Genomic DNA, 11,769 nt, shown 5'->3' with positions numbered 1-11,769 from the left:
AACTTTAAATGAGCCATTAGATGTCGCTTCACCAACGTTACCAGCTTTATCTTTCGCTTCAGCTTTAACTGTATATTCACCTTCTGGTAGTGCTTCAGTCGGTGTATACGACCAGTTACCTTCTGGATCTACAGTCGCATCACCTGTTGCTACAGGGTTGCCATCTTTGTCTAAGATTTCAACTTTTACTGTTGCGCCTGGTTCAGTCTTACCATTAATTTCAGGAGTTGTATCACTAGTATCTTCTAGAGGATCGATTGTAATTTCCGGATCGATTGTATCAACTTCAACCGTAGTTTTAGCAGGTTGACTTACATTTCCTACCGCATCACGAGCTGAAGCCTCGACACTATATGTACCATCTGGTAACGCTTTAGATGGCTTATATGTCCAGCTACCATCGGCTGCAACATTCACAACTGCAGATTGAACAACCTTGCCAGCCGCATCCTTGATTTCAACACGTACTTGTGTTGCACCATCTTCAGTTTTACCTTTAAAGGTAGGCGCATCAATGTTCGTAAGTGGTAACTCTTCAATCGTTACTTTAGGTGGAGTAATATCCACAGTAAAGCTTGAAGTAGCGACTTTACTATTACCAGCCGCGTCATATGCTGTTGCTTCTAGTTTATAGTCACCTTCAGCTAATGTTACAGGTGATTTAAACTGCCATTTACCGTTGGTCACTGTAGCAGGACCTTCTGCGATAATCTTACCTGAACTATCGCGAATCACTACTTTTACGCTCTCACTATCTTTAGTGGTTCCCGTAAATGTAGGAGTTTGATTTTTAGTTGTAGTCACTGGATTATTCTCCGATTCCGAAAGAGTATTTGCGATTGCAGCGATTGCAAAAGTTGATTGATTCGTTGCTGTATCCCAACCCTCAGGTTCAGGATCAGTAGGGATTGGATCGATGTCTATGTCTGGAGGAGTTAAGTCAACATTGAATTCTTGTTTTTCTTCTTCACCTTTATTTCCTGATTTATCAATAGGCGTTACGATAACTTCGTATTTACCTTCATCCAGGTTTTTCTCAGGTGTATATTCCCATTTACCATCTTTATCAACAGGAACAGTTTCTTTATCAACCACGTTCCCATCTTTATCTTTAATTTCTATTTCAACATTAGATTCTGGCTCACCTTCACCTGATAATTTAGGTGTTTCTGAGTTTGTTTCACCCTTATTTCCAATTTCATCAATAGTGATGTCTGATGGTGGGACAGTATCAAGCGTGATTGTCTTAATCGGTGATTTATCACTTTCTTGACCACTTACAGTTTGTGTGACAGAAAGCTCATAGATACCATCTTTTAAATCTTGATCAGGTGTAAAACTCCAATCACCATTAGACAATGCAACCGTCTCACCAATTAGTTCATCGCCATTATAGATTTTGATGATTGCACCAGGTTGAGCTCCAGAACCTTTGATTTCTGGACGAGCATCATTTGTTACACCACCATCAGCAACTTCACCGATATGCTCTGGTACATCATCAATGACGATTGGTGCATTTAATAATGCATTTGGCTTTGGCTGAGGGTTAGGCGTAGGATTAGAGTCAGAACCATTATCTGCGACTGCCGCAATTGCACCAGCTGCACCAGCACCAATTAACCAAGGGAGAATACCACCGATAAAATCATCGGAATAAAGAAGAGGTTCGATTTCTTCGATTGGGTAATACAGAATTGTTTCTGCAATTGAGCCATCTTCATTGGTAAATTTAACCCAATAAAGTTGACCACTTTCATCTTGGAATACGAGGCTGTTATCAGCAAATGAAGGATTGAAATAGTTTTCAATCACAATCACTTCACCATTACGCAAATTGATTAGAGCATTATTATTATCACGAGTGATTGAAGCTACATCATCTTTAGATACTTGAACGACAACTACAGAGTTTTCGTTAAGCCCCACTTGACTAGAGTTGACATTCTCTAATACCTGATGACTCTCTTTAGATATTATGGAGATATTAGCCATGGTAAATTCTCACTTATAAATTTTATTTTTATCGATCTTTCTACATCTAAGATACAAAAAAGATAGACACTATTATCTATAAGTGAGATTTATATCACATTTTTAAGATTTAATGCGAATAGATTTTGCGTCTTTTATCAGCTTTTTGTAACCGCTCATCCACAATCAAAATATATCTTTTATTTACAAACACTTATGACATAAGAATTAATATTTTTACTTACTTTTAGGATATTTCAGGTCACCAAATTTCAAAGGCTTACTTATCATAATTTCTGCTATATTTAGCTTAACTACATACGGTAACTTGCTCACCTAACATTTTAATGTTAGTAAACTAGTATACTTTTCATTTTATATTGAAAATTAATACTTACTTTTTAGTAAGTTAAGAAATAAAATTTGCTTTAAATATGATGTAATTTTCACATTTTAATTTTATATTTCATCGATAAAATTCTGCGTAACTGAATAAAATATTTAAACAATATCACTGTTATCTTCTGCATTGATCATGCTTAATTCATAAAAAAAAGAGCAAGCACTATCATGCTTGCCTCAATTAAATATAATTTTTTTAGAAATTTTCTGGATTTTCTAACTTCTTCACCTCTTCAGCTTTAGCGGGATGATGGACGATTGCCACACCATCATCAGAAGTCCGATCTAATATCACTTCAGGATTATAAATCGTAATAATCTCATTACCTTTACTATCTTCACCAACAATATATTTAAATCCTTTACGATTAAGCTTATTACATAATCGCTGATATATTCCCTTTAAGCCCTCTTTTTCCTCATTAGGGTTGTAATAGAAAGCATTCATGACTGCTGGCAAACCTAAACCACATACTACGCCCGATAATAAAACAACAATAAAAGTATAACCAATCAAGATACTACTGTATTGCCTTAACTCTGGGACATTAGCAACCGCAAGAATTAGAGCCAATGAAATCCCTCCTCTTACTCCCCCCCATGATAAAATTGCTAGGCTACCGTTATAGCTTTTCTTACGAAACGATGGGAAGAATGCAAAAGCCAGAAAGTTCGCAGCAAAACGTGAAATATGTAAAATTACAAATGCGATAATACCGCCAAGTATCATGCTGGCATTAAGATCAAGAATAAACAGCTCTAAACCAATTAAAGTAAATAAAAAAGAATTAATGATACCTTCAACTGTATGCCAAAAGTGATTTACTTCTTGGATTTCACGATTTTGTAAAATTTCTTTCCATTTATTACCAACAATAAGTCCACCAATCACACATGCGATTGGTGCTGATGCATGAGCAAATAAAGCAACCAAATATGAACCACAAGCCAGTAAAGCTGTCGTTAGGATTAATGATTCCATTTCATGCTTCCCGCGAAGCAATCGTAAAATCCCCCAACCAAATACCAAACCAATAATTACAGCTACCACAATTTCATAAAGGAGTGTTTGTAGTGTCAGCAACAGACTAAAATGCTCGCCTTCAAGCACATTCAACAATGTCATAAATACAGCGATACACATTGCATCATTGAACAGTGATTCACCCTCCAATTTCACCATTAAATGATGTGGTGCACGTACAGAACTGAGTACCCCTTTGATTCCGATTGGATCTGTAGCCCCTAAAGCAGAACCGAGTAATAAAAGTACGAGTATTGGTACAGGGTTACCAATCAAATATTGAAATCCAAATAATAATCCACCAAACAATGCTGCACACAAAACCAAAGCAATAGTGGCAAGAATACTAATTGGCTTCCAATACACTTTTAGATCAGACACTTTAAATTTCAATGCCGACGATGTAAGAATGAAGCAAATAACACCATTTACGAGAAAATCATAAAAATCAATATGACGGACTGCTTCTTCAATATTTGCCAAATTAATGGTGATAAAACGATTATCCCCTAATAAATTGGCAGCCCATTGCAGAATAAAGACAAAAATTGCTGAAACAATTGGCACCCCTATCGCTTGGGGAAAACCTAGAATTCGTTTATTGAATATGGTTGTGGCAATTGAGAGGGCAAAAACCACTGTAAATACTTGGAGAAAAAAAAAGTTGCCCATTTTGCACTCTATGATATGTTTTATTTAAATGAGATCATTTAAATTTTAAATGAAAAAACTATAGCCATTTATTTATTTTATATAAAGAATGTTTACTCGCAATCCCTTTTTTTTAAAGATGTGTAGCCTTCCTAATAAATTATTCCATTAGCAGGCTACATGTATTAACTTTGCAAAAAAATCAATCGATTCTGCTTGGTAGATTTAGATTGAGGTATTGAATGTATCACATTGGTTCACATCACCTGTTTTCATGCCACGATCGAACCAATACATTCTTTGTTGGCTTGTGCCGTGGGTAAAGCTATCAGGAACCACATGTCCTCTAGCCTTTTTCTGAAGATAATCATCACCAATCTTATGCGCCGCATCCATTGCCTCTTCAACATCACCTTGCTCCAAGAATTGAGTTCGTTGATGTGTATCTTTTGCCCACACACCAGCTAGACAATCAGCTTGCAATTCCAAACGGACTGATAATTGGTTCCCTTGAGCTTCAGTAGCTCGTTGTCTAGCTTGTTGGACTTGAGTTGAAATACCTAAAAGATTTTGAATATGATGTCCGACTTCATGCGCAATCACATAAGCTTGTGCAAAGTCACCAGCAGCATTTTGTGTAGATAATTCTGATTGATTTCGTTCACCCGATATACCCATTTGCTGACGCATATCTTTAAAAAAATCAGTATCAATATAGATTTTTTGGTCTGCAGGACAATAAAATGGCCCCATCGCTGACTGGGCTGTACCACAGCCTGAATTGACTACACCACTAAACATCACTAGTTTCGGTGCTTGGTATTGCATTCCCTGTTTTTGAAAAACGGTGGTCCATGTATCTTCAGTATCAGCGAGTACCGTACCAACAAATGCCGCTGTTTCTTGTTGCTCGGGTGTTGGGTTTTCAATCCCTATCGCTTGTTGCTGATTGTTAGAAGTCACTTGTTTAGTTGCCTGATAGGCTTGTTGTGGATCAACCCCAAAAAATTTCCAAGCAACAAATGCAACAACTAAACCGAGAATACTAATTCCACCAGCTTTAGCCCCACCGCCTCCACGGCGATCTTCTAAATTACTACTTACTCTCCGGCCTTTCCAACGCATAATCTCAGCCCTTTTTAATCATATAACTTCATATAATACGTTATTTCATCAAACTCTAAACTTTTCTAGCGTTCCATAGTTTTTGTATTCCTGAAACAACGACCAAAACAATAAGTCCTGCAATAAAACCTATGACAAAGTTTAAGAGCGTCGGGGTTAAAGCACCGATGATACTGCCTACATTTGGAATATGTTCAATATAATCGACTGAATCTTCAGTAAAATGATGAAATAATGGGATGGTATGATTAATAATACCACCCCCAACCAAGAACATCGCGATTGTTCCGACAATGGTTAGTGTCTTCATAAGTTTAGGCGCAAAAGCAAGTAAGCCCTGACCAATTCTCTGTTTCAATGTAGACGTTTGTTTGACGAGATAAAATCCCAAATCATCAATTTTAACAATCATAGCAACTAAACCATAAACACCAATCGTCATTAAAATTGCGATGACTGACAAGACTGCAACCTTTATTCCAAAAGTAGCTGCTGCAACTGTACCCAATGAAATCACGATAATTTCAGCAGATAAAATAAAGTCTGTTCGTATCGCGCCTTTGATTTTATCTTTCTCAAAAGTTGCTAGATCTACATTTAAGTTTTCGAGTTCTTTTTCGGCCTGTTCAGATGTTTTAGCTTTTTTATGGTGTAATGAGTGAATTACTTTTTCTACACCTTCATAACATAAAAATAATCCACCTAACATCAATAATGGATTTATAAGCCAAGGTGCAATCACACTAATTAATAATGCTAATGGAACCAAAATTAATTTATTAACAAATGAGCCTTTTGCAACAGACCAAACGACAGGCAATTCACGGTCGGCTTTCACACCACTAACTTGTTGAGCATTGAGTGCTAAGTCATCACCCAATACACCGGCCGTTTTTTTTGCAGCCATTTTACTCATCAGCGCAACATCATCAAGAATGGCGGCTATATCATCTAATAGCACCAATAAACTATTTGCCATTATTGTTATCCTTCTTTGTTTTTTGGAATTTTATTCTTCTATTTCAATTTATTCTGTATCAACATTATTAATACTATCTCAAATAAGGCGTTTTTAATTCGATTCTTTCGATGCTTTATGCTGACATAAAAAAAAATAATGCCGTACAATATTACGAAATTTTAAAAATTCAGCCCTAGTGTTGATGACTTTGGTATAGAAAATGAGTAATCAAGATAATCGCCCTGTTATTTTGACAGGTGACCGTCCAACTGGACAACTTCATTTAGGCCACTTTGTCGGTTCTTTACGTTCACGAGTAGGTTTGCAAGATTCCCATCACCAACATCTATTATTGGCTGATGCACAAGCTTTTACAGACAATGCTGATAACTTCGAAAAAGTTAGACGTAATATTATTGAAGTTGCAACTGACTATCTCGCTGTTGGGATCGACCCGACAAAAACAACAATTTGCGTTCAATCAAGCTTGCCAGCTTTGAATGAGCTGACCATGCTTTATTTAAACTTTGTCACAGTTTCAAGACTAGAACGAAATCCTACGATTAAGTCTGAAATACAAATGCGTGGGTTCGAGCGTGACATCCCAGCTGGATTCTTATGCTATCCAGTTGCTCAAGCAGCTGATATCACTGCTTTTAAAGCATCGATTGTGCCCGTGGGTGAAGACCAAATTCCAATGATTGAACAAACAAATGAAATTGTTCGTCGTTTAAATCGTCAGATTGGTCAAGAGCTTTTGCCAGAATGTAAGGCACTGCTATCGAATGTTGGTCGATTACCAGGATTTGATGGTAAAGCTAAAATGTCTAAATCATTGGGCAATACAATTGTTTTAGATGCTTCTGATAAAGACATTAAAAAAGCGGTAAATGCTATGTATACAGATCCTAATCATCTTCGTATTGAAGATCCAGGTCAGGTGGAAGGTAATGTTGTATTTACTTATTTAGATGCTTTCGATCCAAAACCAGAAGAAGTAGCAGAGCTTAAAGATCACTATCGTCGTGGTGGTTTAGGTGATGGTACAGTCAAAAAACGCCTTGAAGGTGTTCTAAAAGAGTTGATCACGCCTATTCGTGAACGTCGTATGGAGCTTGCTAAGGATCCTGATTATATTATGGATATCTTAAAAACTGGTACTGACAAATGTCGTGATATTACGCAAGCAACATTAGATGAAGTTAAAGCTGGATTAGGTGTTTTTAAATTTTAATCCCTAAAAAATAAGCACACTTAAAGCCGCATCACATTGCGGCTTTTTTTATGGCTATTTATTAGCCTATTTAAAATTAACCTTCAATCAAACTTATTAACGTAATCTTACACGTTTTAACCCGACTACCAATGAGTTGCTAAATGAAATTGAATATCATTTAATTACTGTTATGAATACCCCCAAAATTCATAACATTTCTCCTTAACCGAAACTGTGTAAGCAGATTCGTTGTTCTGCGCAGTGATCACCCCAATCACTGCGTATTTTTTTATGTTGAATCCATTCAAAATGAAATCAATATTATATAATTGATAATTACGTCACTTTATTTTATTATTTTGATTAAAATTTGATAAAAATTCTAATATCTATAAGAGACTACCCATGTGGGACATGTTTATACATCCGTCGAACCTATTCTTCAGTATTAGTATCTGCTTGATGTTTTTTATAGGCATTCTTGAAGTCTTTCTATTAATAACAGGTCTCAGTAGTCAAGGATTTTTAGAGCAATTTCTACCTAGTTCATTAGATTCTTCTCCTGAAATGATCGTTGACCATCAATCTAGTATTTGGATTCAATTTTTAGATTGGCTTTATCTTGGACGTATTCCTGTATTAATTTGGCTGATCATCTTTCTCACGACCTTTTCAATTGTTGGCTTCTTAGCCCAATCTATCATCCATCATGTATTTGGATCATTTTTAACAGTCTGGCTCATTACTTCACTGGTTCTTGTGGTCTGTATGCCATTCGTACGTCTATTCTCAAGATGGATAGCACAGATCATCCCTAAAGATGAAACCACAGCAATTCATAGCGACGATCTAATTGGACTTCGAGCAGAAATCATTTTAGGCACTGCTCGACTGCACTATCCTGCGCAAGCAAAACTCAAAGATCGCTTTGGTCAAACACATTACATTTTAGTCGAACCTGAAGCTGACGAAATATTCGTACAAGGTCAGCAAGTCTTACTTACACAACGTAGTCTCAAAGGCTTTCAAGCAATTTCACAATAAATCAACTTAGAGAAAAAAATGTTTAGTTCAAATTTTTATCAAATTATTATAATTGCAGGACTTATTCTCATTGCGCTGGTTGTAATCGGAACCATTATTGCAAGACTATATAAACGCTCTAGCAAGGAAGTTTCATTTGTCAGAACTGGTTTTGGTGGGGAAAAAGTTATATTAGGGGGCGGTGCAATTGTACTCCCTGTTTTACATGAAGTCATTCCTGTCAATATGAATACCCTTCGCTTAGAAGTTAAACGTGCAGCTGATCAAGCCTTGATTACGCGTGATCGAATGCGTGTAGATGTGATGGCTGAGTTCTATGTTCGTGTTAAGCCAACAGCTGAATCGATTGCTACCGCGGCACAAACTTTGGGTCAAAAAACCATGTCACCAAATGAATTAAAAGATTTGGTTGAAGGTAAATTTGTAGATTCCCTGCGTGCAGTAGCAGCAGAAATGGCTATGGAAGAGTTACATGAAAAACGTGTCGACTTCGTTCAGAAAGTTCAACAAGTTGTTTCAGAAGATCTGTTCAAAAATGGTTTAGAACTCGAAACTGTATCTTTAACAGGTCTTGATCAGACCAGCTTTAAATTTTTTAATCCACAAAATGCATTTGATGCAGAAGGTTTAACAAAATTAACAGAAACTATTGAAGATCGTCGAAAAAAACGTAACGATATTGAACAAGATGCTGACTTAGCCATTAAAGCGAAAAATTTAGAGGCTGAACAAGCACGCCTTCAAATCCTGCGTGAAGAAGAATACGCAAAGATGCAACAAGAGCGTGAAATTTCGATTCGAAAAGCTGAACAACTTGCTGAAATTGCAACACAAGAAGCTGCCAAAAAGCGTGAGGCAGAAGAAGCCCAAATCGCTGCAGAACGTGAAATTGAATTAAAACGTATTTCAGCTGCACGTGATGTCGAAAATCAAAATATTCAAAAAGCACAAATTATTGAACAAGCGCAAGTAGAACAAAAGAAAACCATTGAACTTGCGGAACAGGATCGCGCAATCGCGATTGCCGAGAAATCTCGTGCTGAATCTGAAGCCAAAGCACTTGCTGACCAAGCTCGTGCGCAAGCAGTGAAAGCTGAGGAAGAAGTTGTGACTGTTCGTGAAACACAGCGAGCTGAGCGTATTAAAGCGGTTGAACTTGTTGCTGCAAAACAGGCTGCAGAAACTGATGCTATTTCAATTACTGTGGCTGCCGAGGCATCAAAACAAGCTGCTGTAGATGAGGCTGAAGCTGTTCGTACTGCGGCTGAAGCAGAAGCTGAAAAAGTCCGCTTGAAAGCTAAAGGTGAAGCTGATGCTAAAATTCTTTTGGCTCAAGCTTTAGAAAAACAATACCAAGTCGATGCTGAAGGGACACGCGCAGTCAATGAAGCAAATAATATTTTGTCAAGTGAACAAGTTGAGATGCAAATTCGTTTGGCACTTTTGAAGTATTTGCCTGAAATCATCCGTGAAAGTGTTAAACCAATGGAAAATATTGATGATATCAAGATATTACAAGTGAATGGTCTTGGTGGCATTACTGGCGCCACAACTTCAGCTGATCAAGCAGATCAATCACAATCCGTTGCACTTTCAGATCAAGTGGTGAATAGCGCACTTAGATATCGTTCGCAAGCACCTCTTATTGACAGCTTAATGAGTGAACTTGGTATTCAGGGTGGGGACATCAACGGTCTAACACAAAACCTAAAACCTAACTCCAATTAATAATAAAAGCCCTGATTTTCAGGGCTTTTATTCGCTTTACTGCTAGCTATTGCTGTTCTTATTATTTTTAAGATAACAAATATTATTTTAGGATTGATCAGTTTTCCTTATCCGACGATCTCATGCATTTTTCTTTTACTCCTGCTTTAGCAATTGATGCAGTCACCTTATGACATTATGTATCTTTATTCTAGGCGCAATTTTTGCTGGATTTATTCAAGGACTCACAGGTTTTGCCTTCGCTCTTATTGCGATGTCTTTTTGGGTATGGATTCTACCGCCTCAGATCACCGCCCCCTTGGTCGTTTGTGCATCACTATGGTGTCATATCATTTCAATGTATAAAGAACCAAGAACCTTTATAAAGCCTTCTATCGTTTGGGTCTATATTATCGCTGGCTTAATTGGAGTACCTTTGGGTACTTTTTTGCTTCATTATATCAATGCAGACACGTTCAAATTACTACTTGGGATATTTTTATTAATTTGGTGCCCACTCATGTTCTTTAATCCGCAACTACATTGTTTAAAAGATACCAGACTCAGGATGGACGGCTTGATTGGTTTTTTGGGTGGAATTTTAGGTGGGCTCGGTGGATTCTGTGGTGCAATTCCCTCGGCTTGGGTGATGCTTAAACAACTTCCTAAACATGAGCAACGCAACATTCTTCGACATTTTAATTTTGCCATCCAACTTTTTACTTTGATCATCTATTTATTTAACCAGACCATTAACGTGAATCACTTGTCTTATTTGTGGATTTTGATCTTTGCAGTTAGCCTACCTACGATCATTGGTGCAAAAATTTTTTATCAAATATCTGAGCAAAAATTTAAATCGATTGTCTTAACTTTATTGTTTTTTTCAGGCTTTATTTTAACCCTAAACGCAATTTTCTTGTATTAAAAAAGGCAGATTGTTCTGCCTTCTCCATATATTAACTGTTGTGTGAATATCGTTGGTCAACACTAAATTTTTCGGGGAATTTAGCTGAAATCTTTGAATAAAATTCCATAATTTCTGCCATATCCACTTCTATATCTCCAGTAGGATAAATAATTTTACCTACACCGCATTTTTTTTGACTGTAATCCATATATGCTAAAGCGATTGGGACATTCGCTGTAATTGCTACATGGTAAAAACCCGTTTTCCATTTTTCTTGTTTTGACCTTGTTCCCTCTGGCGTCACCAACATGACCAATTTTGGATGATCTTTAAAAAGATCTGCCATTAATTGCACCATGCTTGGTCTTTCCTCTCCCTCTTTCTTCGGTCGGCGATTAATTCCGATCCCTCCCATAGCCCGGACAAAAGGACCAAATGGAAACTTCATATAGCTGTCTTTAATTGTAATTCTGACATTTACACCTAAAGCTTTGAGCGCTAATCGCGCGTATAAAGCATCCCAGTTACTGGTGTGTGGTGCAGCAATCATGACACATTGGTCTAAATCTAAGGGCCAATGGTTATCAATTTCCCAACCTAATGCATTTAAACTCTGTTCAGCAAATTTTTCAAACATATAAATATACAAATGTAAATTTTCGGGATTGTAACAGCTTTGGCATTACTTTTATTCAAAATATGTATTAGATTTTACTACCGCTGTTTTTCTATCTATACATCAATTAAATTGGCTC

The 11,769-nt window shown here is 36.9% G+C and carries 9 protein-coding genes; 4 read left to right on the top strand and 5 right to left on the bottom strand.

Going from position 1 to position 11,769, the window contains the following annotated elements:
* From AC1M9N_RS09440 to AC1M9N_RS09425, 4 genes are all read right to left on the bottom strand, one after another.
* The coding region (locus AC1M9N_RS09440; protein WP_481954647.1) for an Ig-like domain-containing protein at window positions 1-1,995 on the bottom strand (1,995 nt) is incomplete at its 3' end.
* 577 nt (window positions 1,996-2,572) lie between these two features.
* The gene (locus AC1M9N_RS09435; protein WP_179998547.1) at window positions 2,573-4,072 is read right to left on the bottom strand and encodes a cation:proton antiporter; all 1,500 of its coding nucleotides are present in this window, start codon (window positions 4,070-4,072) and stop codon (window positions 2,573-2,575) included.
* 204 nt (window positions 4,073-4,276) lie between these two features.
* The gene (gene ypfJ / locus AC1M9N_RS09430) at window positions 4,277-5,176 is read right to left on the bottom strand and encodes a KPN_02809 family neutral zinc metallopeptidase (protein ID WP_092767025.1); all 900 of its coding nucleotides are present in this window, start codon (window positions 5,174-5,176) and stop codon (window positions 4,277-4,279) included.
* 55 nt (window positions 5,177-5,231) lie between these two features.
* Window positions 5,232-6,155 (bottom strand): DUF808 domain-containing protein, encoded by a 924-nt coding sequence (locus tag AC1M9N_RS09425; protein ID WP_481954646.1) that lies wholly within the window; start codon window positions 6,153-6,155, stop codon window positions 5,232-5,234.
* Window positions 6,156-6,357: 202 nt separating this feature from the next.
* Here AC1M9N_RS09425 and trpS point away from each other — a divergent pair, with 202 nt between their 5' ends.
* The 4 genes from trpS to AC1M9N_RS09405 all read left to right on the top strand — a co-directional run bounded on the left by trpS (window position 6,358) and on the right by AC1M9N_RS09405 (window position 11,032).
* Window positions 6,358-7,371, top strand: a complete 1,014-nt coding sequence (gene trpS, locus AC1M9N_RS09420) for a tryptophan--tRNA ligase (protein WP_481588074.1) — start codon at window positions 6,358-6,360, stop codon at window positions 7,369-7,371.
* Between the two features lie 387 nt (window positions 7,372-7,758).
* The gene (locus tag AC1M9N_RS09415) at window positions 7,759-8,397 is read left to right on the top strand and encodes a YqiJ family protein (protein WP_481588073.1); all 639 of its coding nucleotides are present in this window, start codon (window positions 7,759-7,761) and stop codon (window positions 8,395-8,397) included.
* A gap of 18 nt (window positions 8,398-8,415) precedes the next feature.
* Window positions 8,416-10,125 carry a flotillin family protein gene (locus tag AC1M9N_RS09410; protein WP_481588072.1) on the top strand — a complete coding sequence of 570 codons (1,710 nt, stop codon included), beginning with the start codon at window positions 8,416-8,418 and terminating at the stop codon, window positions 10,123-10,125.
* A 169-nt stretch (window positions 10,126-10,294) separates the two neighbouring features.
* On the top strand, window positions 10,295-11,032 hold the full coding sequence (locus AC1M9N_RS09405) for a sulfite exporter TauE/SafE family protein (protein ID WP_481588071.1): 738 nt from the start codon (window positions 10,295-10,297) through the stop codon (window positions 11,030-11,032).
* Window positions 11,033-11,063: 31 nt separating this feature from the next.
* On the opposite strand, the gene AC1M9N_RS09400 is transcribed toward AC1M9N_RS09405, so the two are convergent.
* The gene (locus AC1M9N_RS09400) at window positions 11,064-11,651 is read right to left on the bottom strand and encodes a 1-acyl-sn-glycerol-3-phosphate acyltransferase (protein WP_180028109.1); all 588 of its coding nucleotides are present in this window, start codon (window positions 11,649-11,651) and stop codon (window positions 11,064-11,066) included.
* Window positions 11,652-11,769: the final 118 nt, after the last annotated feature.

The sequence above is a fragment of the Acinetobacter sp. ANC_7655 genome (assembly GCF_056784015.1).
The sequence above is the reverse complement of the archived record's forward strand: the minus strand, read 5'-3'. Positions and strand labels throughout refer to the sequence as shown.

What these genes read in the sequence shown, in the direction of transcription:
- AC1M9N_RS09410 (WP_481588072.1), top strand. Translation starts at nt 8,416, where the DNA reads ATGTTTAGTTCAAATTTTTATCAAATTATTATAATTGCAGGACTTATT.
- AC1M9N_RS09425 (WP_481954646.1), bottom strand. Translation starts at nt 6,155, where the DNA reads ATGGCAAATAGTTTATTGGTGCTATTAGATGATATAGCCGCCATTCTT.
- AC1M9N_RS09415 (WP_481588073.1), top strand. Translation starts at nt 7,759, where the DNA reads ATGTGGGACATGTTTATACATCCGTCGAACCTATTCTTCAGTATTAGT.
- AC1M9N_RS09405 (WP_481588071.1), top strand. Translation starts at nt 10,295, where the DNA reads ATGACATTATGTATCTTTATTCTAGGCGCAATTTTTGCTGGATTTATT.
- AC1M9N_RS09400 (WP_180028109.1), bottom strand. Translation starts at nt 11,651, where the DNA reads ATGTTTGAAAAATTTGCTGAACAGAGTTTAAATGCATTAGGTTGGGAA.
- ypfJ (WP_092767025.1), bottom strand. Translation starts at nt 5,176, where the DNA reads ATGCGTTGGAAAGGCCGGAGAGTAAGTAGTAATTTAGAAGATCGCCGT.
- AC1M9N_RS09435 (WP_179998547.1), bottom strand. Translation starts at nt 4,072, where the DNA reads ATGGGCAACTTTTTTTTTCTCCAAGTATTTACAGTGGTTTTTGCCCTC.
- trpS (WP_481588074.1), top strand. Translation starts at nt 6,358, where the DNA reads ATGAGTAATCAAGATAATCGCCCTGTTATTTTGACAGGTGACCGTCCA.